At 63.5% G+C, this 25,675-nt stretch carries 22 protein-coding genes; 12 read left to right on the top strand and 10 right to left on the bottom strand.

Annotated elements, in window-relative coordinates:
- The first annotated feature begins 12 nt into the window (after positions 1-12).
- From KZJ38_RS35510 to KZJ38_RS35470, 9 genes are all read left to right on the top strand, one after another.
- Entirely contained in the window at positions 13-1,023 is a 1,011-nt protein-coding gene (locus tag KZJ38_RS35510) for a substrate-binding domain-containing protein (RefSeq protein WP_219801676.1), read from the top strand.
- Positions 1,024-1,051: 28 nt separating this feature from the next.
- Positions 1,052-1,819, top strand: a complete 768-nt coding sequence (locus tag KZJ38_RS35505) for a GolD/DthD family dehydrogenase (RefSeq protein ID WP_219801675.1) — start codon at positions 1,052-1,054, stop codon at positions 1,817-1,819.
- A gap of 98 nt (positions 1,820-1,917) precedes the next feature.
- Positions 1,918-2,925: a dihydroxyacetone kinase subunit DhaK gene (locus KZJ38_RS35500; protein ID WP_219801674.1), complete on the top strand. Its 1,008-nt coding sequence runs from the start codon at positions 1,918-1,920 to the stop codon at positions 2,923-2,925.
- 14 nt (positions 2,926-2,939) lie between these two features.
- Entirely contained in the window at positions 2,940-3,626 is a 687-nt protein-coding gene (gene dhaL / locus KZJ38_RS35495; RefSeq protein WP_219803813.1) for a dihydroxyacetone kinase subunit DhaL, read from the top strand.
- Between the two features lie 144 nt (positions 3,627-3,770).
- Positions 3,771-4,838 carry an ABC transporter substrate-binding protein gene (locus KZJ38_RS35490; RefSeq protein WP_219801673.1) on the top strand — a complete coding sequence of 356 codons (1,068 nt, stop codon included), beginning with the start codon at positions 3,771-3,773 and terminating at the stop codon, positions 4,836-4,838.
- Positions 4,839-4,893: 55 nt separating this feature from the next.
- Complete coding sequence (locus tag KZJ38_RS35485; RefSeq protein ID WP_219801672.1) at positions 4,894-6,372, top strand: sugar ABC transporter ATP-binding protein; 1,479 nt, start codon at positions 4,894-4,896, stop codon at positions 6,370-6,372.
- A 7-nt stretch (positions 6,373-6,379) separates the two neighbouring features.
- Entirely contained in the window at positions 6,380-7,390 is a 1,011-nt protein-coding gene (locus KZJ38_RS35480; RefSeq protein WP_219801671.1) for an ABC transporter permease, read from the top strand.
- A gap of 244 nt (positions 7,391-7,634) precedes the next feature.
- Entirely contained in the window at positions 7,635-8,126 is a 492-nt protein-coding gene (rpiB, locus tag KZJ38_RS35475; RefSeq protein ID WP_219801670.1) for a ribose 5-phosphate isomerase B, read from the top strand.
- Positions 8,127-8,210: 84 nt separating this feature from the next.
- The gene (locus KZJ38_RS35470; protein WP_219801669.1) at positions 8,211-9,194 is read left to right on the top strand and encodes a sugar-binding transcriptional regulator; all 984 of its coding nucleotides are present in this window, start codon (positions 8,211-8,213) and stop codon (positions 9,192-9,194) included.
- Between the two features lie 108 nt (positions 9,195-9,302).
- On the opposite strand, the gene KZJ38_RS35465 is transcribed toward KZJ38_RS35470, so the two are convergent.
- Positions 9,303-10,925 carry a carboxylesterase/lipase family protein gene (locus KZJ38_RS35465; protein ID WP_219801668.1) on the bottom strand — a complete coding sequence of 541 codons (1,623 nt, stop codon included), beginning with the start codon at positions 10,923-10,925 and terminating at the stop codon, positions 9,303-9,305.
- Between the two features lie 275 nt (positions 10,926-11,200).
- Between KZJ38_RS35465 and KZJ38_RS35460 the strand changes: the two genes are divergently transcribed.
- Positions 11,201-12,676 (top strand): aldehyde dehydrogenase, encoded by a 1,476-nt coding sequence (locus KZJ38_RS35460; RefSeq protein WP_219801667.1) that lies wholly within the window; start codon positions 11,201-11,203, stop codon positions 12,674-12,676.
- A 370-nt stretch (positions 12,677-13,046) separates the two neighbouring features.
- Here KZJ38_RS35460 and KZJ38_RS35455 read toward each other — a convergent pair whose 3' ends face one another.
- Complete coding sequence (locus tag KZJ38_RS35455; protein WP_219801666.1) at positions 13,047-13,274, bottom strand: hypothetical protein; 228 nt, start codon at positions 13,272-13,274, stop codon at positions 13,047-13,049.
- Between the two features lie 253 nt (positions 13,275-13,527).
- Between KZJ38_RS35455 and KZJ38_RS35450 the strand changes: the two genes are divergently transcribed.
- On the top strand, positions 13,528-15,981 hold the full coding sequence (locus tag KZJ38_RS35450; protein ID WP_219801665.1) for a glycogen/starch/alpha-glucan phosphorylase: 2,454 nt from the start codon (positions 13,528-13,530) through the stop codon (positions 15,979-15,981).
- Positions 15,982-16,044: 63 nt separating this feature from the next.
- Here the strand turns inward: KZJ38_RS35450 and KZJ38_RS35445 are convergent, their stop codons facing one another.
- The 7 genes from KZJ38_RS35445 to KZJ38_RS35415 all read right to left on the bottom strand — a co-directional run bounded on the left by KZJ38_RS35445 (position 16,045) and on the right by KZJ38_RS35415 (position 22,799).
- On the bottom strand, positions 16,045-17,121 hold the full coding sequence (locus KZJ38_RS35445; protein ID WP_246641933.1) for a hypothetical protein: 1,077 nt from the start codon (positions 17,119-17,121) through the stop codon (positions 16,045-16,047).
- A gap of 156 nt (positions 17,122-17,277) precedes the next feature.
- Complete coding sequence (locus tag KZJ38_RS35440; protein ID WP_219801664.1) at positions 17,278-17,610, bottom strand: hypothetical protein; 333 nt, start codon at positions 17,608-17,610, stop codon at positions 17,278-17,280.
- 137 nt (positions 17,611-17,747) lie between these two features.
- Positions 17,748-18,131 (bottom strand): DUF6232 family protein, encoded by a 384-nt coding sequence (locus tag KZJ38_RS35435; RefSeq protein ID WP_219801663.1) that lies wholly within the window; start codon positions 18,129-18,131, stop codon positions 17,748-17,750.
- Positions 18,132-18,238: 107 nt separating this feature from the next.
- On the bottom strand, positions 18,239-19,279 hold the full coding sequence (locus KZJ38_RS35430; protein ID WP_219801662.1) for a porin: 1,041 nt from the start codon (positions 19,277-19,279) through the stop codon (positions 18,239-18,241).
- 193 nt (positions 19,280-19,472) lie between these two features.
- A complete protein-coding gene (dctA, locus tag KZJ38_RS35425; RefSeq protein WP_219801661.1) occupies positions 19,473-20,831 on the bottom strand; it encodes a C4-dicarboxylate transporter DctA in 1,359 nt (452 codons plus the stop codon).
- Positions 20,832-20,973: 142 nt separating this feature from the next.
- Complete coding sequence (locus KZJ38_RS35420) at positions 20,974-21,885, bottom strand: substrate-binding domain-containing protein (protein WP_219801660.1); 912 nt, start codon at positions 21,883-21,885, stop codon at positions 20,974-20,976.
- A 62-nt stretch (positions 21,886-21,947) separates the two neighbouring features.
- Positions 21,948-22,799, bottom strand: coding sequence for an amidohydrolase family protein (locus KZJ38_RS35415; protein ID WP_219801659.1), 852 nt, complete (start codon positions 22,797-22,799; stop codon positions 21,948-21,950).
- Positions 22,800-22,998: 199 nt separating this feature from the next.
- Between KZJ38_RS35415 and KZJ38_RS35410 the strand changes: the two genes are divergently transcribed.
- Positions 22,999-24,330: a LysR family transcriptional regulator gene (locus KZJ38_RS35410; protein ID WP_246641932.1), complete on the top strand. Its 1,332-nt coding sequence runs from the start codon at positions 22,999-23,001 to the stop codon at positions 24,328-24,330.
- Here KZJ38_RS35410 and KZJ38_RS35405 read toward each other — a convergent pair.
- Positions 24,278-25,522 carry an MFS transporter gene (locus tag KZJ38_RS35405; RefSeq protein WP_219801658.1) on the bottom strand — a complete coding sequence of 415 codons (1,245 nt, stop codon included), beginning with the start codon at positions 25,520-25,522 and terminating at the stop codon, positions 24,278-24,280. The genes KZJ38_RS35410 and KZJ38_RS35405 overlap by 53 nt on opposite strands.
- Between the last annotated feature and the right edge of the window lie 153 nt (positions 25,523-25,675).

Raw genomic sequence — 25,675 nt, 5'->3', positions numbered from 1 at the left:
AGGAGACGATCAATGAAGCTTCGGAAGCAGGCAATGCTGGCGGCGGTGCTCGCCGCGATGACCATGAGCGTTGCGCAGGCGGCGCAGCCGGTTCGTATCGGCGTCATGCCGTACGGGCTCAAGGCTGAGTTCATGCAGATGTGGACCAACGCCGTCAAACAGGACCCGGCAGTGAAGAACGGCTCGGTGCAAATTGTCGTGTTCGATGGCAACTACGATGCCCTCACGCAAAGCAATCAGTTCGACACGATGATCACGCAGAAATACGACGCGATCATCTTCGCGCCGATCGACAAGAACGCCGGCTCGGCCGCCGTTGCGAAGGCCGTGGCTGCTCATATTCCGGTGATCGGCTCCAACACGCACATCTCCGGCAACCAGCTCACGTCGTATGTCGGCAACGACGACGTCGTCGCGGGCCGGCTCGAGGCCGAGGCGATCGTCAAGGCGATTGGCGGCAAGGGCAACGTCGTGATCATCGAGGGGCCGATCGGCCAGTCGGCGCAGATCGACCGCTCGAAGGGCATCGCCGAAGTGCTTGCGCAGCACAAGGATGTGAAGGTGCTCGAGAACAAGACCGCGAACTGGTCGCGTGCCGAGGCGCTCGCGCTCGTCGAGGACTGGCTCACCTCGCATCCCGGCCAGATCAACGGCGTCATCGCGGAGAACGACGAGGAAGCGCTTGGCGCGATCCAGGCGATGAAGTCGAAGGGGCTCGACCCGAAGAAGATTCCGGTGGCCGGTATCGACGGCATTGCCGACGGCATCCAGGCAGCCAAGCGCGGCGAAATGACCACCTTCTTCCAGGATGCGAAGGCGCAGTCGCAAGGCGCGCTCGACCTCGCGATGCGCGCGGTGGTCGGCCCGTCGTACAAGCCGCAGTCGGAAATCTGGACCGAGTACGGCGCGAAGATGCCGTGGAACGGCGGTACCGACAAGTCGTACACGGTGCCCTGGACGCAGGTCACCCAGGCGAATGCGGACGCCATCCTGAAGAAGGTTCGCGAAGTCTCGCAACAGTAAGCAGTACGTCATTGACCGGAGTGGACCCATGGCGCAGCAAGCAGGCAGTCTTTTCGATCTGAGCGGCCGCGTGGCGCTCGTTACCGGCGCGGCGAGCGGCATTGGTCTTGCGGCCGCCGAAAGCCTCGCGGCAGCGGGCGCGAGGCTGGCGCTGCTCGACATCAATCCGGCGGTCCGCGAGGTTGTCGCGACGCTGCCGGGCGGCGCGGGGCAGCACGTCGCGGTGGTGGCCGATCTTGTCGCGCCCGGCGCCGCCGAGGCGGCGGTGCGCGACGTGGTGGGCCAATGCCGTCAGCTTGACATCCTTGTCAACAATGCCGGCGTGGCGCTGCTCGAACCGGCGGAGACACTCAGCGAAGACGCCTGGGACCGCACCATGGCGCTCAACCTGAAGGCGCCGTTTCTGCTCGCGCAGGCGGCCGGCCGCGAGATGATCCGGCGCGGTTACGGACGCATCGTGAATCTCGCGTCGCAGGCCAGCGTGATCGCACTCGAGCGTCATGTCGCGTACTGCGCGAGCAAGGCGGCGATCGTCGGCATGACGAAGGTGCTCGCGCTCGAGTGGGCGAAGCACGGCATTACGGTCAATGCGGTCTCGCCGACCGTGGTCGAGACCGAACTGGGCCGCAAGGCATGGGCGGGCGCGGTCGGCGAGGCGATGAAGGCAAAAATTCCGGCCGGCCGTTTTGCCCGCCCCGACGAAATCGGCGCGCTGATTCTCTACCTCGCGAGCGATGCGGCCGCGATGGTGAATGGCGAGAACATCGTGATCGATGGCGGATACACGGCTCAATAAGCGGCCCGATCAACGTCGCAATCAATGTTCGAATCAACGTCCGAATCAAGTCCCATCAAGCAGCTCAATAAAGCAATCAGAGAGTCCAAGGAAAGCTCATGAATCGCGTCATCAACAATCCGGATCTGGTTGTCGAGGACATGCTGCGCGGCATTCTCGCGGCGCACCCTGAACTGCGCGCCGCGGCCGACAACGCGCGCGTGGTCTCGCATGTGAACGCAGGACAGAAGGGCCGCGTGGGGATCGTCACAGGCGGCGGGTCAGGTCACGAACCGGCGTTCATCGGCTACGTCGGCGAGCACCTCGTCGACGCGGTTGCGGTCGGCGAGATCTTTTCGTCGCCAACCGCAAAGTCGTTTGCCGACGCGTTCAAGGCCGCCGACGGCGGCGCGGGCGTGGCGTGCCTGTACGGCAACTATGCGGGCGACAACATGAACGTCAAGATGGCGATGCGCATGGCCGAACGCGACGGGATCCGCGTGGTGCCGGTCGTCGCCAACGACGACGCCGCATCGGCGCCGCCCGAGGAAATCGCGAAACGCCGCGGCGTGGCCGGCGAGATCATCATGTGGAAGGTCGCCGGCGCCTGCGCTGCGCAAGGCGCGTCGCTCGACGAAGTCGTGTCGGCCGCGCGCCATGCGATCGAGTCGACGCGCTCGATCGGCATTGGTCTGTCCGCCTGCACCATTCCGGCGGTGGGCAAGGCCAACTTCACGATCAAGGACGGTGACATGGAAGTCGGCATCGGCCATCACGGCGAGCCCGGCATCGAAGTCCAGCGCACCGTGCCGGCGAAGGACATGGCGAAGCGCATGCTCGATACGCTGCTGCCCGATCTGCCTTTCGCGCGCGGCGACAAGGTCGCGTTGCTGGTCTCGGGGCTGGGCGCCACGCCGCTGATGGAGCAGTACATCCTGTACGGCGAGGTGGCCGACTATCTGCGCGAGGCCGGCGTCGAGATCGGCTTTTCGCGCGTGGGCAATCTGTTCACTTCTCTCGAGATGATGGGCGTGACCGTCACGCTGACGCGACTCGACGAACAGCTTTCGCGCGCGCTTCACCATCCGTGCCGCAGCATCGGCATCACCGTGGGAGACGCATCGTGACCGACACGCTCGACATGTCCGCCGCGGGCAGCGTGGTGGCCGATCTGATCGGCGTCATCAATCGCAACCGCACCTATCTGAGCGAGATCGACGGCGCGATCGGCGACGGCGATCACGGCATCAACATGAGCAAGGGCTTTTCGCAATGCGGCGAGCGTCTTGCGAAACGCGCTGCGCCGCCGTCACTGCCCGTTGCGCTGGCCGATCTGTCCGATGCGCTGATGGGCGGCATCGGCGGATCGATGGGGCCGCTATACGGCTCGTTCTTTCTCGACATGAGCAGCGTCCTCGACGCGCACGCGTCGCTCGACAAGCAGCTGTTCTATCGCGCCCTGTCGGCCGGCATCGACGCGGTCCAGGCGATCGGCGACGCGAAAGTAGGCGACAAGACCTTGATCGACACGCTCGAGCCGGCGCGTGCCGCGTACGAGGCGGCGCTTGCGGAAAACCGTTCGTTCCGCGCGTGCCTCGACGCCATGACGGCGGCCGCCGAGGCCGGCATGAATTCCACGCGCGATCTGCGCGCGCGCGTCGGCCGTGCCAGCCGGCTCGGCGATCGTTCGATCGGCGTACTCGACGCGGGCGCGTGTTCATGCTTCCTGATCCTGCGCAGCATGAGCGAATCGCTGGGCGCGTTGCTCGAAGGTTCCGCGAACCTGGAAGGCAGCGGATCGAAGCAGGTTGGAAAGCAGCCTGCCTAGAGCGCGCCTCGCGCGCGCAACCGTGAGAAAACAAGCGTAACGAAACAAGCGTGACGAAGTAACCGTGAGGCGAATCTGCGCGAGGAGACCCGCTGTCTGAACGAGGCGGGCGCGCAATGGCAGAACAACCACAAGGAGACGAACATGCAGGCCAGCAAACGGCGGTCCCTGAAATACCTGACGAGTATTGCGTTACTGCCGCTTGCCGCCGGCGTGCGCGCGGCGGAGCAGAAGGTCCGCATCGGCGTGGTGGTGCCGACGCTCGACGCGCAGTTCTGGAACAACTACATCGACTTCATGAAGCAGGGCGCCAGCCAGCTCGGTGTCGATCTGACCGTGCTCAACGCGGACAATAAGCCGGACCGCATGGTAAGCAGTCTCGAAGATCTGACCGCGCAGAAAGTCGACGGCATCATCTTCACGCCGTACTGGTCGACGGCGGTGCCGGGACTCACGCTGGCGAAGAATGCGGGCATCCCGGTCATCCTCACGGACTCCTATCCCGACTTCAGCCCGCAGACGCCGCGCTTTCCGAACTACATCGCCTTTATCGGGCCGAGCGACGAGGAGGCCGGCTATCAGATGGCGCTCAAGCTGTTTGCCGCGGTGCCGGCCGGTGCCAACGGAAAGAAGGTGATCGGCGTGGTCAACGGCACGGCCGGCACGTCGGTCGCGATCGACCGGCGCAAGGGCCTCGGGCGCGCGCTGAAGGCGCATCCCGAAGTCGTGGTGGCGGGCGAGGTCGACGGCAACTTCGTGCGCGACACCTCGCAGACCGCGTTCGAATCGCTGTATCAGGGGCATCCCGACATCAAGGGCGTCTGGGCTGCGAATGGCGGCACGGCGACCGGCGTGATGGCCGCGCTCAGGAATGCAGGCAAGGTGCCCGGCAAGGATGTCTATGTCGTGGCGATGGACCTGAATCCTGAAAACGTCGAAGCCGTGAAGCGTGGCGAGCTGCTGTTCGACATCGGCGGACACTGGCTGCAGGGCGGCTTCGCGCTCGTGATGCTGTTCGACCAGATCAAGGGCAAGCCCGTGAGCAAACAGAACGACACGGTCAAGCTGAATCTGCTGCCGCTCACGCGCGAGCAGGTGCCCGAGTTCGAAAAGGACTTCCCGCACGGCATTCCGTCCTACGACTTCCGCAAGCATTCGCGTTTCTATACGCCCAATGCGCCGGCGGCGTCGTTCGACATGAAGTACAGCTAGCCGTTGCGATGTTACGCACGCGAGGCTTTCGGCTCATGCCCATCGGTATTCGCAGATGACCCTGGTCGCCGAGCACATCAACAAGCGCTTCGGCAGCACCGTCGCGCTTCAGGACGTTTCGATCGCGCTTGCGCCGAACGAGGTGCACGCGCTGGTCGGCGAGAACGGCGCCGGCAAATCGACGCTGCTCCGGATTCTCGCCGGCGCCGAGCGGCCCGACGACGGCGCGATGCGGCTTGCCGACGCGCACTACGCACCGCACGGCACGCGCGATGCCGAGCGCCACGGCGTCGCGCTCGTCCACCAGGAAATCACGATCAATCCGTCTTTGACAGTGGCGGAAAACATCTTTATCGATCGGCTCAGCCGCTTTACGCGTTATGGCTTTATGCAGCGCAAGGCGCTCGAGCGGGCCGCGCAGGAGGTGCTCGACAGCTTCGACGCGGGTATCCTGGTGTCGGCCGGGCTCGGGCGCCTCGATCTCGGGCAATGGAAATGCATCGAGATCGCGCGGGCGCTGTCGCACGCGCCACGCATCCTGTTTCTCGACGAAGCGACGGCTTTTCTCGGCCACCGCGAGGTCGACGCGCTGCTCACGGCGATTCATACGCTCAAGTCGCGCGGGTTGTCGGTCGCGTTCGTCTCGCATCACCTGAGCGAGGTGACCGAGGTGGCCGATCGCCTGACCATCCTCAAGGATGGCAAGCTCGCCGGCAGCGCGAAGGTCGCGGAGATCACGCCCGCGGAAATCCATGCGCGCATGGTCGGCCGCGATATTTCGGGCCACCTGTTTCCGCCGAAGGCGCAACGGCCGCCGGTGGACGTCGTGCTGGGCGTGCAAGGCGTGAGCGTCGCGGGCCGCCTCGACGATGTGCGCCTCGATGTGCATGGCGGCGAGATCGTTGGCCTCGCGGGGCTCAAGGGCAGCGGCGGCGAGGCGCTGCTCGAACTCGCGATGGGCGTGCTGGCGCCGCAGCGCGGCGCGCTGGCGCTCGGTGCGCGCGCGTACGCGCCGAAGCATCCCGATGCGGCGTGGCGCGCTGGTGTCGCCTATCTGCCGGGCGACCGCACCGGTGAAGGGCTGATCGCCGACTTTAGCGTGCTCGACAACGTCGTGATGGCGCGGCCGCCGCAGCGCCTCGGCTGGTTCGATGCGCGCGAGGCGCATCGCAACGCGAGCGAACTCGGCACACGCCTCAAGATCAAGGCCGCGCATCCGGATATCGCCTGCCGCACGCTCAGCGGCGGCAACCTGCAGAAGGTCGTGCTGGCCAAGTGCCTGCACGTCGCGCCGCGGCTGCTGCTGCTCAACAATCCGACGCGCGGGGTCGACATCGGCGCGCGCATCGAGATCTACCGTGTGATTCGCGCGCTCGCCGACGAGGGCGTCGCGGTGCTGCTCGTGAGCGACGATCTGCCCGAACTGATCGGCCTGTCGGACCGTCTCGCCGTGATGCGCGGCGGCCGCATCGAACACACGTTCGCCGCCGGCGATACGCCCGACGAGACCACCATCGTCCGCCATATGACCTGAGACGACCATGAACCGCCCGTCTACCTCCCTGCTTTCCGGCCGGCGCAAGCACGCCGACAGTCCGGCTGACGCCAGTGCCTCGCGCGAGCGGCCGGAACGGCTGCGGCGCATGTTTCCGGTGCTGCTGCTGGCCGTGCTGTGCATCGCCTTCTCGATCAGCTCGCGACGCTTCCTGACGCCCGGCAATGCGCTGATCGTGCTGCAGCAGGCGGTCGTGCTGGCCGTCGCCGCGCTCGGCATGACCTTCGTTGTGATCGCCGGGTCGATCGATCTGTCGGTCGGCTCGATCGTCGCGCTGGCCGCGCTGGCCGCCGCGGCGAGTTCGAATGCGCTCGGCGTGTTCGCGATCGTGCCGGCTGCGCTGGTCGGCCTCGCGTGCGGCTTTGTGAATGGCGTGGTGGTCGCGAAGGGAAAGGTGCCGTCGTTCATCGTGACGCTGGGCACGATGGTCGTGTTTCGCGGCGTCGTGCTGTATTTCACGCGCGGCGCACCGGTGTCGATCGAGAGCGAAAGCTTCCTCGATTTCTATTCGGGCCGCTCTCTCTCAGTACCGAACGCCGTGTGGATCGCGCTCGGCGTGGTGGTGCTCGGCTGGGGCGCGCTGCGCTTCACGGTGTTCGCGCGCGAGCTGAAAGCGACGGGCGGCGGCGAGCGCGTGGCACGGCTGACCGGCATCCGCATCGATCGGGTCAAGATCGTCATGTTCACGCTGCTCGGCCTGTTGTGCGGCGTCGCCGGCCTGCTGCAGAGCGCGCGCGCAATGGCGGCCACGTCGCAGCTCGGCGAGGGGCTCGAACTCGATGTGATCGCCGCGGTGGTGGTGGGCGGCACGCCGCTCACGGGCGGGCTCGGCAGTGTGCAGGGCACGATACTCGGCGTGCTGATCATTACGATCCTGTCGAACGGCATGAACATGGCGGGCGTCGATCCGTATCTCCAGAGCATCGTCAAGGGCGTCGTGCTGATCGCCGCGGTATTCGTGACGATCGACCGGAAGAAGATCGGGATCATCAAATAGACCCCTCCTGGCTCCTCCGATGAGTCGTGCTTATCAAGCGTGACATTTGATCATGTGTGATCATTTGTATAGCGCAGATATCCGCAAAATGCTAATAGCGTGGCCTGCGTAGCAGCCGCATGCCTGTATTCACGTGGGAAGTGCGTCGAGAATTTGCTCTTGACTAATCAAATGTTCAATTTCACAATGCTGAAAAAGTGAACTTATGTGCAGATCTGCGCGAAATTGCGCCTGGAGTGACTGAATGAAGATTGCCATCGGGTGTGACGAGGCCGCCTACGACCTGAAGGAGATACTGCTGGCCCACCTGCGGGAGCGAGGTGTCGACGTGACGGATTTCGGCACCTATAATGCGCAGCCTGTCATCTATCCCGACATTGCGTTTACGGTGGCGGAGCGTGTCGTCACCGGCGAATACAACCGTGCGGTATTGCTGTGCGGCACGGGCATCGGCATGGCGATTTCGGCCAACAAGGTGCCGGGCATTCGCGCCGCGCAGTGCCACGATACGTATTCGGCCGAGCGGGCGAGCCGCAGCAACGACGCGCAGATCGTGACGCTTGGCGCGCGAGTCGTGGGCCCGGAACTGGCGAAGACCATTGTCGATACCTTCCTCGCCGCGCAGTTCGACGGCGGCCGCTCGACGCCCAAGGTGCAGCGCATCCAGCAATATGAGACCGAGCTCCATGCGAAAGAGGACGAGCGCGCCGCGGGCGGTGACCGAATACCGGGCTGATGCGCCGGCAACGCGTACTGCGGTGGGCACCGGTGGGTATCCTTGCGATCGTCGCAGCCCGATTCCACTTCTAAGGATTGCCTGATGGAAACCGACGAACTGACACGCCTTGCCACCCTCTACTATGTCGATGGGCTCACTCAGGAAGATCTGTCGAAGACATTCTCCATTTCGCGGGCCAAGGTCGGGCGTTTGCTCAAGCGGGCGCAGGAAGAGGGCATTGTCGAAATCCGCGTCCGGCATCATCCGCGCGATACGAGCGAACTCGAACAGCAACTCGTCACGCGCTTCAAGCTTGAACGCGCGATCGTTTCGGTCAATCACAAGGACCAGGACAAACAGCGGGAATTGCTGGCCGGGCTCGTCGCGAGCCATCTCGATCGCATTCTGTCGGACGGCATGATCGTCGCGGTGGGGATGGGGCGCAACATCAGCTCGATTTCACAGCACGCGATTTCATCGACGCGCCGTTCCTGCCAGTTTGTCTGCGCGATCGGCGGCGCGTATCGCGGCGGCGAAGCCATGAATGCCGACCATATCTGCCGGCGGCTCGCGGCGCGCTTCGGCGGCGAAAGCGAAACACTGTATGCGCCGGCGCTGGTCGTCGATCCGCAGGCTCGCGAGGCGTTGCTGCAAAACGATACGGTCAAGCAGACGCTCGACCACGCGCGGCGCGCCCAACTCGCGCTGATCGGTATCGGCGACATCAATGAAGACAGCAACATGGTGCGCATGGGGTGGTTCACGCCCGAAGAAATCGTCGCCGTGCGGCAGCTCGGCGCGGTCGGCGACATGATGGGCTACGACTTCATCGATCTCGCTGGGCAACCGTCGCGCACACCGTTCGCGGACCGTGTGATTGGCCTGTCGTTCGAGGATCTCGTGCGCATTCCCAACGTCATCGCGGTGGCCAGCGAGATCACGAAAACCACAGCGGTGCTTGGCGCGCTGCGCACCGGCGCGATCGATACGCTGGCTACGACAGAGGCCATCGCGCAGTCGGTGCTGAGTCTCGATGGCGCGACGCGGCCACGGCAAGGGGCCGGCGTGACGGAGAGCGCGACTTAGCCGATTAATGACGCCCCTTCGGTAACTGCGTGAAGCGGTGCCTCGAGACGCTGCTCGACCAGTGAGTTCGCCGGCCTGGTACGCGGCCGGTCGGTCGGATAGACGCCTCTAAGCCCGCGACGGCCGCACCACGCTATTGCGGTCCATGCTGTACTCGTAGGGCGGCAATCCATCGAGTGCGTGTCGCGCAACACCACCCGGATCGCTCTCGATACGGCTCTCCGTATCGATCATCATGGTCGCGCGGCGCGTCGTGTCATACGGCTCCCATTCCGGCATCGCACCGGTATTCGGGTTACCCGTACGCGCGAATGCCGTCCACGCGCCCATCACCTCGCCAGATAGACGCGAAAGCTCGGGCCCACTGCCGAGAAGCCCACGTGCCGCGTCGACCGTGCCGAACACGAACGGCACCTCGACCGTATGCGGCGACTGCAGATTGCCGTTCATCACCGGCGTCTTCCAGTTGAACACGTAATCGTAGACGGGCGCCTGCGCCGACTGCAGCGCGGCGATGCGCGTCGTATTGCGGCGAAACACGTAGTCGGTGCTCAGCGCGGCAAGCAGTTCGCCAGGCGTTGCGTTCGGCTGCGCAGCGCGGTACGCATCCACAATGCGCGCGGCCGATGCCGGGCTTTGCTTCAGCAGCAGCGCCGTGCGCCTTGTCACCTCAGTCAGGTCGACTGAGAAATTGCGCGGATCGGCCGCCATATAGAGCGTCATCTCGGTCGCCGCGTTGCCGATCAGCACGGGCATGCCTGCCGATTGCGCGGGTGCGCCCGGGTCGAACGGATGCCGCGTAAAGCCGCGACCATCGACGACTGGCCGGAACGGATCGCGCACCGGCTTCATCGCGGCGATCAGCTGTTCCATCGGCACGGCCTGCAGCTTGAGCGGGTCGAGATCCGCGATGCCGAGGCGCGCTCCTAATTGATAAGCCTGCTTCGCGGCTTCGTCCCGGCTCTCGAGATGAATTCCGCCCGAGCAGCTTTCGATCACGGCCTTATGAAACAGACCGCGCGCAGCGGGAAAGTCCATCATGGCCGCCACTTTCGCCGCGCCGCCTGATTGGCCGAACAGCGTGACATTGTCAGGGTTGCCGCCAAACGCGGCGATGTTGTCGCGTACCCAGCGAAGGCTTGCGACCACATCCAGAAGTCCCGCGTTTGCCGAATCGGCGAAACGTGTGTCTTTGTCGCCGAGATAGAGATAACCGAATACGTTGAGCCGATGATTGACCGTGACGACCACGACATCGCCATTGCGTGCGAGGTTCGTGCCGTCAAAGCCGGGCGCCGTGCCGGCGCAATTTGACCACGCACCGCCGTGCAACCACACCATCACGGGGCGTTTCGCCGAAGTGCGTTGACTTGACGGCGCGAATACATTCAGAAACAGGCAATCTTCGCTCTGCGGCTGCAACGCCGCATACCAGCTGTTTAGCGGGCTTAGCGATTCAAGCGATTGCGGCGCGGATGCGCCGAAGGCGGTCGCATCTTTTACACCGGCCCAGGCTGACACCGGCTGCGGCGGCAAAAACCGGTTACCTCCTGCGGGGCTATCGGCATAGCGAACGCCCTTGAATACATCGACCCCTGCAATATTGCTTCCGCGCAGCTTGCCGGCATGGGTCTCGGCGATCGGGTTCGCAGCAACGGACGCAGACGTCGATGCGCACGAGGACAGCATGGGGAGCGTCGCACCGGCGGCGAGCGCCGCGACGCTCTTCAAGACGGCTCGCCGTCCAGAGTTCGGCACGCTTGAGGTGATTACGGTTTCACTTGTTGTTACTTTCATTCCGCTGTCTCCGTACTTTATGATTTGATTGAGTTTTTGTGAGTCTAGCGAAAAATATTCAATTGCATGTCGACATAAAAATGGGCGCTATGCAGTGCATTGAAGTCAGGCCTTAAACTGGCCGCTCGTGCGCGAGCCGGCAGCCAGACAGCCTTACTCAAGCGTGCCGTTATCGGCGCGCCGTTTAGCCATTCACCAGGAGAGTCCGTATGAAAACCTACAGCCATTTCATCGATGGTCAATACGTCGAGCCAGTCGATGGGGAATGGATGGATACCATCAATCCGTACACGGGCGAGGCATGGGCGCGCATTCCCAAAGGCAGCGCAAAAGACGTGGATCGCGCGGTACAAGCGGCGAAACGGGCGATGTCGTCGGGGCCGTATGCGAAGATGACCGCATCCGAGCGCGGAAAAATGATGCTGCGCCTCGCCGACCTGGTTGCCGCGAACGCGCAGCGTCTGGCGGAAATCGAAGTGCGCGATAACGGCAAGCTGCTGTCCGAGATGCGCGGTCAGCTGAACTATCACCCTGAATGGTGGCGCTACTTTGGCGGCATCGCCGACAAGCTCGAAGGCGGAGTCGTGCCGCTCGACAAGCCGGATCACTTCGCCTTCACGACGCATGAACCGGTGGGCGTGGTGGGCGCGCTGACCGCGTGGAATTCGCCGCTGATGTTTGTCGCGTGGAAGTGCGCGCCGGCGATCGCGGCGGGCTGTTCAGTGGTGGTGAAGCCTTCGGAGTTTACGTCGGCTTCGACGCTGGAATTCGCGGCGCTGACGAAGGAGGCGGGCTTTCCCGACGGCGTGTTCAACGTGGTGGCGGGGCTCGGGCCGACGGTCGGGTCGGCGCTGGTCGACCATCCGGATGTCGCCAAGATCACGTTCACGGGTTCGGATGCGACGGGCGCGGCGATCTATGCGCAGGCCGCCCGAACCATGAAGCGCGTCACGCTGGAACTGGGCGGCAAATCGCCGAATATCGTGTTCGACGATGCGGACCTCGACAAGGCCGCGAGCGGCGCGATCTCCGGTATCTTCGCGGCGACCGGACAGACCTGTATCGCCGGCTCGCGGCTGCTGGTGCAGAACTCGATCAAGGATGCGTTTACGAAGCGTCTCATCGAACTGGGCGGGTCGGCCAGGAAGGGCGATCCGATGGACCCGCAGACGAATATCGGGCCGGTCACGACGCCTGCGCAATACAAGAAAGTGCTCGACTACATCGACATCGCAAAGGCCGAAGGTGCGCATTGCGTGCTTGGCGGCCAGGCGGCAAGCGGGTTGCCCGGCGGCCAGTTCGTGGAGCCGACGATCTTTGTCGATGTGACGCCGGCGATGCGCATTGCGCGTGAAGAAGTGTTCGGGCCCGTGCTGTCGATTATCGGATTCGACGATGAGGAAGAGGCGATTCGCCTCGCCAACGACACGATCTACGGGCTTGCCGCGGGTGTCTGGACCGAAAACATCGGCAGGGCGATGCGCATGTCGAAGGCGCTGAAGGCGGGCACGGTGTGGGTGAACACCTATCGCGCAGTCAGTTACATGATGCCGTTTGGCGGCATGAAGCATTCCGGCATTGGCCGCGAAAGCGGCATCGAGGCCGTCCGGCACTACCTGGAAACCAAGAGCACCTGGATTTCCTATGCCGAAGGCGTGCCATCGAATCCGTTTGTTATGCGCTGATCCAGTCGGGCGTGATGCGGCGCGGCGGGACGCCAGGGGCGTCGCCGCGCCGCAGCCCGCGACCTCCGTCCGGAGACGGGCGGTGCCACGAACTGCCGCCCGGATGAAGCGAATTCAGATGGCCGACACTGAAAGGTGTGCCATGGAGCTTACAACCTGCTCCATTTTTTGCTGATTTCCTTACTATTTTTGCACACTTTGCGTTGAGCTTTTCCACCTGGTTGTGGAGGAACAAACGCAAGTGAAGGTGCGACCGATGCCCCAACATCGTCGACTAAAATGCAACTAACTGTCTGCCCCGCCCGGCGCCCGCGAGCCCTCCAGCCGGCCCGCAAGCGACATCCCCTCAAGCGGCCCCCAGCACCGGCTTTCAGCTAAGCGAGGCAAGCAGAATAGACAACTTTCGGATATGAGCCTTGAACGCTTCGTTGATTTCGCGGTCATGTCCAGAACTCAGATGCGGTGCTTCGGCAAGATCGACCTGCTGCTGGAATTCGTCGGCGATCCTGCGTCGTTCGTCGGGCGGCATGGCGCGGATCAGCGATACGATCAGCAGTTCCTGTGCGTGAACGACTCCGAGCATCGCTTGCGCATTCATGTCGATTTCCCGTTAGCACTGTCGCCGATATGCCTTCTTTCAATTCCATACTAGTGCAAGCCGGATCGAAGGTCGCGCGGCATCCGTGCCCGCGGGCGGGGCATGTACCTTGCGTGGCACTGCCGTCGCGGATGACGGGACACGTCAAATGTCCTAATCTGCTTATTTATCCACCAGACCGGCTCGCGCCGCCTGCGCCTTACCGCTCGCGTGCGTTTCAGGTGTGTGCCGCGTCGCTTTACCGGAGGCTTCGATGACAGCGGTGGATCTGGAATTCGACCAGCTCAACAGCACCGTCGACGCGCTACGGCGCTCGATTTCGAATCGCATGATGTACGGCGTCGGCAAGGATGCCGTCACCGCGCGTCCGCAAGACTGGCTGCACGCCGCCGCGCTCGCCGTGCGCGACCGGCTCGTCGCGCGCTGGATGAAAACCACGCGCGAGCAATACGAGCAGGACGTCAAGCGCGTCTATTACCTGTCGATGGAATTTCTGATCGGCCGCACGTTTACGAACGCGTTGCTCGCGCTCGGCATCTACGACCAGATGAAGGAGGCGCTCGCAAGCCTCGGCGTCGATATGGAAGCGCTGACCGATCTCGAGCCCGACGCGGCGCTCGGCAACGGCGGCCTGGGCCGTCTGGCCGCGTGCTTTCTCGATTCGATGGCCACGCTCGGTATTCCGGGCTTCGGCTACGGCATCCGCTACGAGTACGGGATGTTCCGCCAGCAGATCCTCAATGGCGAGCAGGTCGAAACCCCGGACTACTGGCTGCGCGCCGGCAACCCATGGGAGTTTCCGCGTCCCGAAGTGCAGTACATCGTGCATTTCGGCGGCCGCACTGTGCAGCGCAACGACCATATCGAATGGATCGAAACGCAGCATGTGAACGCCATGGCGTACGACACGGTCATTCCCGGCTACGCGACGAGCGCGACCAATACGCTGCGCCTGTGGTCCGCGCGCGCGACCGAAGAGCTCGATCTGTCCGCGTTCAACCAGGGCGATTACCGCCGCGCGGTCGACGCGAAAAACATGTCGGAGAATGTCTCGCGCCTGCTGTATCCGGACGATTCGACATCGGCCGGACGCGAACTACGCTTGCGGCAGGAGTACTTCTTCGTCTCGGCGACGATGCAGGATCTGATTCGCCGCTATCTGCGCACGCACAGCACGTTCGGCCGCTTCGCGGAGAAGGTCGCGGTGCATCTGAACGACACGCACCCGGTGCTGGCGATTCCCGAGTTGATGCGGCTGCTGGTCGACGTGCATCGCGTGCCTTGGGACAAAGCGTGGAAAGACGTGCAGCAGGTGTTCTCGTACACGAACCACACGCTGATGCCCGAGGCGCTCGAAACCTGGGACGTCGAAACGCTCGCGCGTCTGTTGCCGCGACACCTTGAAATCATCTTCGAGATCAATGCGGAGTTTCTGAAGCGCGTCAGTGAGCATTCGGGCCATGACGTCGATATGATCCGCCGCATTTCGCTGGTCGACGAATACGGGCAGCGGCGCGTCCGGATGGCGCATCTCGCGATTGTCGCGAGCCAGAAGGTCAACGGTGTGTCGAAGCTGCATTCGCAACTAATGACGCGCGATATCTTCGCCGACTTCGCGCGCATGTTCCCCGAGCGCTTTACGAACGTGACGAACGGCGTGACGCCACGGCGCTGGCTCGCGCAGGCGAGCCCGTCGATGTCGTCGCTGATCGACCGGCAGATCGGCGCGCACTGGCGCCGCGATCTGTTCGAGCTGGCGAAGCTGCGCGACCTGAAAAACGATTCCGCGTTCGTCGATGCGTTCCGCGAAGCGAAGCGGCAAAACAAGCAGCGTCTCGTGCAGCGCCTGTCCGAGCATACGAAGATCGGCTTCGATCCGGATGCGCTATTCGACCTGCAGGTCAAACGGATTCACGAATACAAGCGGCAGTTGCTGAACGTGCTGCATGTGATCGTGCGTTACAACCGGATTCTCGCGGAGCCGCAACGCGACTGGGTGCCGCGCGTCGTGATGTTCGCCGGCAAGGCCGCGTCCGCGTACCGGATGGCGAAGACGATTATCAAGCTGATCGGCGACGTCGGCGCGAAGGTGAATAACGATCCGGTGATCGGCGATCGTCTGAAGGTGGTGTTCGTGCCGAACTATGGCGTGAGCGTCGCGGAGCTGATCATTCCGGCCGCCGATCTGTCCGAGCAGATTTCGATGGCGGGCACCGAGGCGTCGGGCACCGGCAACATGAAGCTCGCGTTGAACGGCGCGCTGACGATCGGCACGCTCGACGGCGCGAACATCGAGATTTGCGATGCGGTGGGCCGCGAGAACATCTTTATCTTCGGCCACACCGCCGACGAAGTGGACAATCTGCGCGCGACCGGTTACAGGCCGCGTCAGCTGTACGAAGACGACCCGGAATTGCGCATGGCGCTCGACCAGATTCGCACCGGGTTTTTCTCGCCCGACGATCCGCTGCGGTTTTCGGACATCTTCCACACGCTCGTCGATTGGGGCGATCACTATATGGTGCTCGCCGATTTCGCGGCGTTTGCGAAGGCGCAGGATGAAGTCGACCGGCGCTTCGTCGATGCGCGCGGCTGGGCCGCGAGTGCGATCGAGAACGTGGCCGGCATGGGTCTGTTTTCGTCGGATCGCACGATTGCCGAGTATGCGCGCGATATCTGGCAGGTGAAGCCGCTCGATATGGAGTGAATCGCGCGGGTGCGGGTTGCGATGTGACGCAGACCGCAGCCCGCACCGCGCTTGCGCTTTCGCTTATCCGTCGATCGTCTCGGCATCGCGCGCTGCACGCACGCCAAGTTGCCCATTGCTGAAGTCGAACAGCAGATCGATGTTCTGCAGCGCCATTAACCCGATCACAATCCGGTTCGCGCCGGCCTGCGTTTTCGCAATCGTCACCTGGGCGCCATCGAAGCGATGCGCCCACGGCCCGACGCCTAGCGCCACGTCGTAGTTGCCTTGCTTGAGCACGGTATTTTCGTCGCCGTCGCTAACCCAGTTCGGCGCCTTGTCGGTCTCGATGCGGATCATGCCGCTGCCGCCCGTGGCGAACACCACGGGCGCGCAAAAGCGCATCTTGTCGGCGACCTGAACGCAACCGGCTGGCCATTGCAGCGCGCCGTCCTGCGCCGCGCGCAACGGCAGCAAAGTAAAGCCGGTCGCAACCGCATTCGACGGGCTCAACACCAGAAACGGCCGCGCAAGGCCCGGATGCACGAGATACCGCTCGCCGATACGTGCAGGCAGCGCGCGCAGCGGCTGCGTGCAGCACGTATCGTTCGGCGCATCGGCCGCGGCGCCGAGAATGCCCGAAAACGCCCAGCCGAATTCTCCTGTGTAGCCGTCCATCGCGACGCAGCGTTTCGCCCCTGGCATACAGCGCACTTCGTCGACCGATTGCACCGCGACGTCGACGGGCTTCGTGCCGGCCATGCTGAACGGCACGTTGACCGAGGGCCCGGAGACCTGCGCGCCGGTTGGGAAGATCAGCGAGGTTCGCGTGCCGGCGGTCGCGTAGCTGGTGCGCGGCAGCGCCGAAGACAACACCCGCACCCCGCGCGTACCGGTATCGAACATCAGGTAGACCGCTTTGCCGTCGATCACCGTGGGCAGGCCGAGCCGCGCCTGGCCGAGGTCGCTGCGTTCGACGTGCAATGGAATCAGCAGGCCGTCGCGGCCTTCGTTGATGAGCCCCGCGGTGGAGGCGGGCGGCGTCGGCGCCGTGACCGAGGTGCCGCAGCCGGCCGTTACCAACGCGGACAGCAAGGCGGCGAAGCATGCGCCTGCGCGAGACAGAGATGCCGCGCGGCGCGGCAAAGAGTAAAGCGTCATGAGACACACCTTGCGGTTACGCGTGTCCCAATGACGACCCCTGTCGCGCGAATACGCACGCGCCAAGGTTTGAGGTGTCCGCAGCTGGGAACGCGGGTGACAAAAACCGCAAACTCTACGCGCGCGCGTTAGCGTCTCTGCAAAAATCTGTGAAAGCTAGGCATCCTGAAGACGTTTGATCGCCGTCGCTCTGACGCGGCCGATCGTCGCTCGCTCGAGGCCGCCGGTCAATGCGGCGATCACGTCGTCGACGCTGCGCGACATCACTTCGACGCGGAACGTGATGCGCTCATGACGCTTGTCGATGGTCATTACATAGAGACGCAGGTCGGTGCCGAGGGCGGTATGCAGCGCACGCCGGCCAACCGAGGAAGAGGTGCCGGGCACCGTGATGTCGATGGTGACAAACGAGGAGGACAATTGACGGGCGGCCGGCGTACGCAACACGCGCGGCGCGTGACGTTCGAGGGTGGTTGACGGTTCGTGCATCTTCGAAGTGCCGACGCGAGCGGGGACGGCACGGCTGTTATGACCTGTCCACTCTAGCCTCGCACGTCTTAAACGAGTGCAAAAGCGCGCCGAAGGTGCGTTAATTTTTTGTTAACGGCTTGGTCGCGCCAGCTCGCTCAATTTGCCGGTATTGCCTCCACCGCGTCGCGCACCGTCTGCGCGACGCGCTCGACGAAGTCGAGATCGAGGCTCGACAACGCCTCGCGCTCGCCGCTGCCCGACTGCACGATCAACCGGTGCGTGACGTCCTGGCTGATCCACGTGAGCCAGCCGACCACGACGAGCATCAAGCCGCACACGATGCCGGCCGGCGACTGGAACACGCCGCCGACCACCGTACCGGCCGCGCCGACCACCGAAATGACGATCGGCAGCGACCGGTTGCGCGGTACGGTGACGACGCGCACGCCGCCGATTTCGCGCAGCGGAAAGACCTGACCGGCAGCGGACAAGGCGTTGCGTGTGACCGAGACACCGCGCTCATTGAAGGGAAGATCCATCGGCAGGGCATAAAAGTGTGAAATATGCGTGAATTATGCCCCATGTGTCCCCACCTTTCGCTGCCTCTTGAGTGCGACACGTTGCCTGCGTGCGCGAAGCCGGCGTGCTAGAACAGATGATCGATACCGACAGTGAACGCCGTCTGACTCGACACGCCCGCCGGATTCAGCGTGCTGACCACCGCCTTACGGTACGACGTGTGGTCGAATTCCGCGTAAAGCGTCGTGCGCTTCGACATCAGATAGCCGAGCGACAGCACCGACAGCCCCGCGCGGCCCGCCTTGTCGTTCGATACGGTGGTCTGGTAATACGCGCCGCGGAAAACCAGATACGGCGTGATGTTCCATGAAAGGCCGCCGAAGCCGTTGTTGGTCGTCTGGTGCGGCGCGGCCGGCGTCTGCAGGTCCTCGGACATAAAGCCGCCCGATATGCGCGCGGGCCCAATCGCGTAACCGGCGCCGACCATGTAGTAACTGTCGCCCACGAAGCTCGTGCCGGACGCCACATTGCGATGCCCGTACACGCCGCCGACGGCCACCGGCCCCAGCGCATAGCTGAGACCGACCGCGCGCGTCGCGCCGCTGCTGAAGTCGCCCGCCACGCCGCCGAACGAATTGTCGGCTTCGAACAGCAGCGGGCCGAAGGTGTTCTTGTACTTCACGTCATTGTTGTTGCGTGTGCCGTCTGACGCCTTCGTCAACGGGATGATCGGCGTGAAGTGAAAATGGTACGGATCGTAGATGCTGATGATGTCGTGCGCGATCGTGTACTGGCGGCCGAGATCGAGCGAGCCGTATTTCAGGTTGCCGACGCCGACGAACGCCTGCCGGTTGAATTCCGTGCCTGTCGTGTTATCGAACTTGCCGTTGCTGAGATTGAAGCCGCTTTCGAGCAGAAAGTGCGCATTCCAGCCGTTGCCCAGATCTTCCTTTGCCCGGAAGTCGAGCTTGTTCGAGCTGTAGAAGCCGTTCGAATCCATCGTCGTGACCGAACCGCCGCCCTTCGCCGCGTTCGTTTCGTGACGGATACCGCCATCCACGGTGCCGTACAGCTGCACGCTCGATTGCGCATGCGCAGGCTGCGCAACGATAACAGCGGCTGTTGCCGACAGCCCAAGTCCCATGGATTGCAGAAATCTTCTCTTCACAGCCTGTCTCCGGTCCCATTCGTTTGTGTTTTGTGCATGCGCGAGGCAAAGCGATGCCCCGCCATACTATTCGTATGACTAAATAAACTTGGCAGTTACACGCCGGCTGACTGACATTCCGGGGTGTGTCGACGGAAAACGCGGATTTACGGGTGAAGCGTTCGACCGTCGAAGAGGTTGCTGCCGGGTGCCGCTAGTTCGCAGCGCTCCTGTTGCCCGTTCGCTCGATGCGGCGAGGCGGGGTGTCCGCCGGCTGGTAGCCGGTTTTCAGTTCATTGTGAAGCGCGATACGGTCCAATGCTTTTTCCCAGTTCGCCACGACAATCGTCGCTACGCTATTGCCGACGATATTCGTGAACACGAAGGCGCTCGACAGTGCCTTGTGAATGCCGAGCAACAGTGCGATCGACTCCACGGGAATCGTGTTCGATGCGGCGAGTGTCGCGGCGAGCACCGCGATCGCCGCGCCCGAAACGCCCGCCGCGCCCTTCGATGTGAGCAGCAGCACGGCGAGCAGTACCACCTGCTCGTGCCAGCCCATCGGTGTGTTGGTCGCCTGAGCGAGAAACACGGCGGCCGCGGCGAAATACAGGCACGTGCCGTCATGATTGAACGTATAGGCGGTCGGCAATACGAGCCCGACGACCGATTTTTCGCAGCCGAGCCGTTCGAGCTTGTCGATCAATTGAGGAAAGACCGTTTCCGAAGAACTCGTGCCGATCACGAGCAGCAGTTCCGCGCCGATATAGCGCATCAGGCGCGGCAGGCTGAATCCGTTCACCTTCGCGATCGGCCAGAGCACCAGCGCAATGAAAAGCGCGCAGGTCAGATAGAACTCGAGCACGAGCTTGCCCAGCGACAGCAGCGTGCCGAAGCCGAACTTGCTGACCGTGAACGCGATCGCGCCGAAGGCGGCGAGCGGCGCCACCTTCATCGTGAGGCCGATGATCCAGAAGAGCGAACCGGACACCGCGTCGATCAGATTCATTGCGGGCTTCGCACGCTCGCCGATAGCCGCGAGGCCGAAGGCGAACAGCACCGAGAAAAACAGCACCTGCAGCACGTCGCCGCCCGCGAACGCGCTGATGGCCGTGTGCGGAATCACGTTCAGCAGGAATTCGCTTGTGGTCACGACGTGATGCGCCTTCGCGACGTACGCGTCGACGGCGGCTGAATGCACGCTATGCATGTCGACGTTCATGCCGACGCCCGGCTTGAGCACATTGACGACGACCAGCCCAAGCACGAGCGCGATCGACGTCACGACTTCGAAGTAGAAGAGCGCTTTGATTGCGACGCGGCCCACCTTCTTGAAGTCGTTCACGCCGGCAATGCCGCTGCACACGGTGCAGAAGATGATCGGCCCGATCAGCATCTGGATGACGCGAATGAATGCGTCACCGACTGGCTGCAGATTGATGCCGAACTTCGGGAAGAAGTAGCCCGTGGCGATGCCGAGCGCCATGCCGGCCAGCACCTGCAAGGACAGGTCGCGGTAGAACGGCACGCGCTTTTTCGGTTTTGTGGCGTTGGCGTTGCCTGGCAGGCTCATGACGTCTCCTTCTGAAAACAACGGCGAACTGCGGATCGCTCGAAATGGTCGGCTAAAGGGTGGCTGCGTGGCGCCTGGCGCTCGGTCACTAAGCAGTCGCTAGGGTCACTAAGCGGCAGCGATCCGCCGCTTCAGCAATGCATCAGCGCGCGGCGTCGCCGAGCATGCCGATGCTGTCGGCAAAAATCTCATCGACGGTGAGCTTTCGCGGCAGCAACTGCTGCGCTTCGCAGTATGCGATGGTCTCGGCAAGCGGCTCGCGCAACGCCTCATAGCCGAGCAGCAGTTTGTCCAGCTTGCCCGCGTTTTCCGCCGCGGCCGATGCCTTGCCGCGGCACAGCAGGTCGTACACCGCGCGTACGGCCTGCGGATTCGCATCGGCAAGCGCCTTCGTCACGACGACGACGTGATTGATCGGCACGTAGCGGTGGAGCGCATACCACTCGCGATCGGCGGCGGCTGCGTCGGCAATCACGGGTTCGAACCCCGGTTCGTCCGGCAGATCGTTGCCGAGAATCGCGGCATCGAGTTCGCCGTCGCGCAGCATCGGGAGCAATTGCTTGCCCGCCTCAGCGCGGCGCACGAACGACGGTTCCCGATACTCCTCGAGATGCGAGCCCTCGATCGTGACCCAATCGATCTGGTCGATGGGTACACCGTACGTTTGCGCGAGAATCGCGCGCACCCACATCCCCGTCGTTTGCGACCATGCACGCACGCCGACTTTCTTGCCTGCGAGGTTGCCCGTATCGATTTTGCCGCGCCGTGCATTATAGATAATGCAGCCCTGCTGAAAACGCGCCGCGACCACTGCGGGCAGCAGCACCACGGGCTTATCGTAGGCCTTCGCCTGCAGATAGGTGGCAATCGCGAGCTCGCTGACGTCGTACGCCTGACGGCGCGCCATCGGCGCAAACGCGCGATGAATCGGCTCGACCTCGTCGAATACGAGTTCGACGGCAGGATCCGTCAGTTCATGCGACTTCAGCGCGCGCGTATGCACGTAGGTCTTGAGCGCGGTCTTCAGGCGCAGCGGCGGCGTAGTGGTATTCACAGTTCAGTGTTCCTGATGGGTTCGGGATGCGCGTTTCCATAAAGGAAAAACTGCCGTGAAAACTACGCGGAGAGCGCCGGATAGATCGTCAGCGCGGTGCCGCCGAAAATCGCCGCGCGCGCATCGGCGGGCAGCATCGACAGGCTTTCGCGTGCATCGGCGAACAGTTGCGGCAACGCGCCTTCGGCGGCCGGGAAGTTCGAGCCCCATGCAATACGGTCTGCACCGAACGCATCGAGCACGCGCGGAAAGAACGCAGCCGGCGTCGACGCGCCGCGCGCCGCTTCGGCAATCGTGCGGTTGGTCAGCTTCAGATACACGCCGCGATGCGGTGCGAGACTGAACAACGGCGCCGCGGCTTCGTACGGCGGGCCGCCCGCGAGTTCGGGACGCGCGAGGTGATCGAGCAGCACGCGAATATCGGGGAAGCGCTTCAGCATGTTCAGCAGCGCGGGAATGCCTTGCGCCGTCATCTGCAGGCAGATCGATACGTTGTGCTGTTGCGCGTATTCCCACACCGGAAACGAGCGCTCGTCGTCGAGCCAGCCGGCCTGACCCGGCATCGTGCTGCCGGTCGTGAACAGGCGCAGGCCCGAGAGGCCCGCGTCGAGCCAGCGTTGCATCTGCGTGACGGCATCGCCTGCAAGCACGTCGATGGAGAACACGCCCGCGAAGCGGTCGGGGTGGCTGCGCACCGCTTCGACGACATAACTATTGTCGTTGCCGTACACCGTCGATGCCTGCACAACGACCGCACGATCGATTCCGGCTTCGTCCAGCGACGCAAGCAGCGCTTCGAAACTGACTGGACGCTTCACCGACCATTCCGACTGATGACCACCGACCGGCGCGACGGGATAGCGCTGTTTATCCGGGGAAATTGCATGAGTGTGCGTGTCGATGACGACGGACATAACCGTGCTCCTGATGGGAAATTTTTTGATCGAATGGTCGTTACTGTAAGGGCGATGCGGCCGGATCCCTCAATATGAACTGCGCCGCAGGGCATAAATTCCAGTTAAGCTAGGGGTTTTCACGAAGGTGCTTCGGATCGGATGAACCCGTTGAAATGAGCTGATTTCGATCCGAAGGGCTTCAATTGAGCGACTGTCCATGAGCGGAGTTTCGATGGGGTTCGATCAACGCGCCGAAGTCAACGAGAGCGACGAGAGCGACGACCTTGCGCGTTTGCGGCGTCTATTTCTCTTCGACGCGGTGTGCGAGGCAGGCGGAATCGGCCAGGCGGCGCTTCAATCGGGCCGCACGCAGCCGGCGGTCAGTCTTGCCATCAGCAAGCTCGAAGCGAGTTTCGGCGGGCGGTTATTCGAGCGCGGCTTCGGCGGCAGCGAACTGACGGCCGAAGGCGCGATCGTGCAACGGCGCGTGCGGCGCATGCTCGATCAGATGGAGCGCGCGGTGGCGAGCCTCACCGGCCAGTCGGCGCCGGCAGCGGCGCATGGAAAAAACGACGCAAGAAACATGTGCCGCCATCTGACCGACTCGCAGGTGCGCTGCCATATCGCGATCGCCAATGCGGGGTCGGCCGCCGAGGCCGCGCAGCAGCTGCGCATTTCGCAGCCGGCCGTGCATCGCGCGGCGCGGCAGATCGAGCAGACGGTCGGCGTTTCGTTGTACCGGCGGCGCGTGCATAGCGTGTCGGCGAACGCGGCCGGCATCGAATTCGCGCGTTGCCTGAGTCTTGCGCTGTACGAGATTGCGCAGGCGCGCGAAGACCTCGCCTACGCGCGCGGCCAGCTGAGCGGCAAGGTCGCGATCGGCGTATTGCCGATGCTGCCGCCGCGCCTCGTGGCGCGCGCGATTCAACGCTTGCGCGAGCGCTATCCGGCCGCGCGCCTGACCGTCGACGAAGGTTCGCATGCGCGGCTTCTGCGCGAACTGCGTAACGGCACGCTCGATATCATCATCGGTGCGCTGCGCACGCCTCGGCTCACGGGCGCTGTGCAGGAAACCGAACTGTTCGCCGATCCGTTCATCATCGCCGTGCGCAAAGGGCATCGCCTCGCGGGCAAAAAAACCATCAGGGCGCAGGACTTGACCGGTTACGACTGGGTCGTGCCGCAGCGTAACGTGCCGCGCCGCACGACGATCGACTCGATCTTTGCGCGGCTGCAATTGAAGCCGACGATCGTCGTCGAAACGAGTTCGCTGGCGATGATGATGGCGATGCTCGTCGAAAGCGACTGCATCACGCTGCTTGCGCGCTCGCAGATCAGCGAGGCCTATCCGGGCAGCGAAATGGTCGCGCTCGAACTCGACACGCCCGCGGCGCGCCGCGCGGTCGGATATACGGTGCGCACCGACTGGCTTTCCACGGCCGTGCAGGAGGCGTTTATCGAACTGCTGCGCGAGGAGTGCGAGGAGCGCACCATTTTCAACGATGCTCCCGCATCGCGATCGCGACGACCACGCCCGAGATCAGCGTAACAACGCCAATCGAAAGTATCGCGTCGGCAAAACCGAACCGGTCGGCAATCAGGCCTGCCGACAGGGCGCCGATCGCGTAACCGAGGTCTCGCCAGAACCGGTAGACGCTCAGCGACCGCGCGCGCCAGCCGGGCTCCGACGCATCCGATACCGCGGCGATCAGACTCGGATACACCATCGCGGTGCCCACGCCGAGCAGCACGCTCGCGACGAGCCACCACCAGAATTGCCCCGTGAGCGCAGTCAGAAAGAGGCCGGCGGCCTGCACCCACATCCCGGCTGCAATCAGCCCCTTGCGTCCCCACCGATCGCTGAGCGGACCGGTGATCACCTGACCGACGCCCCAGACGATCGGATAGACGGCCTTCAGGATGCCGATCCGCTCGATGCCGAGCCCGAGTCCCGTGAAAAACAGCGGAAAAATGCCCCAGCTCATGCCGTCGTTGAGATTGTTGATCAACCCCGCTTGCGACGCGGCGAACAGATTCCGGTCCTTGAACGACGTCAGCATGAACACTTCGCGAAACGACAGCGATGACGCTGCCTTTGCCTTGCCAGCCGCTTCCAGTTGGACATATTCGCGCGTATCGCGCACGACCAGCACCGACAGAACCAGGCCGGCTGCCGCATAGACGATCCCGGGATAGAACGGCGTGGGCCGCAGCCCATAACGGCTCGCGAGATAGCCCGTCAAGAAGGCGGTCAGACCTACCGCGGAATACCCCGCGAATTCGTTGAGGCCCACCGCGAGGCCGCGGCCTTTCGGGCCCACCAGATCGACCTTCATCAGCACGGTCATCGACCATGCAAAGCCCTGGCTGACGCCGAGCAGCGCATTGGCCGCGATGACCCACTCCCAGTGCGGCGCCGCGATGATCATGAAGGGCACAGGCAGCGCAAGTAGCCAGCCGATCACAAGCACGCGCTTGCGGCCCCACGTATCCGCGAGTTGCCCCGAGACGAGATTGGCGATCGCCTTGACGACGCCGAAGCTGACGATAAACGACGTAATCAGCGCCGTCGACCCGATATGAAATTGCTGGGCGCCGATCAGCGGCACGACGGTCCGCTCGATACCGACCATGCCGCCGACGAACGCATTGATCAGCACGAGCAGCGAGAACTGCCGCCAGTTTTCTTTAAGGCCGAGGCGGACCGCATCCCCGCCCGATGCCGTTTTGACGCCCACCATTCCCGCTACGCTCCCATCGTTCAACGCGATAACGAATCAATCGTTATGGGGATGTTTGAACAGTGATGAACAAGCGTCAAGCGATGGAAGCGAAGCGAGCGATCCTCGAACGACCCGAGGGAATCCGCAAAGGCAAATAAAAAAGACGCCCCG

The organism is Paraburkholderia edwinii, assembly GCF_019428685.1.
In the GTDB taxonomy this organism is placed as follows: Bacteria; Pseudomonadota; Gammaproteobacteria; order Burkholderiales; family Burkholderiaceae; genus Paraburkholderia; species Paraburkholderia edwinii.
The sequence above is the reverse complement of the archived record's forward strand: the minus strand, read 5'-3'. Positions and strand labels throughout refer to the sequence as shown.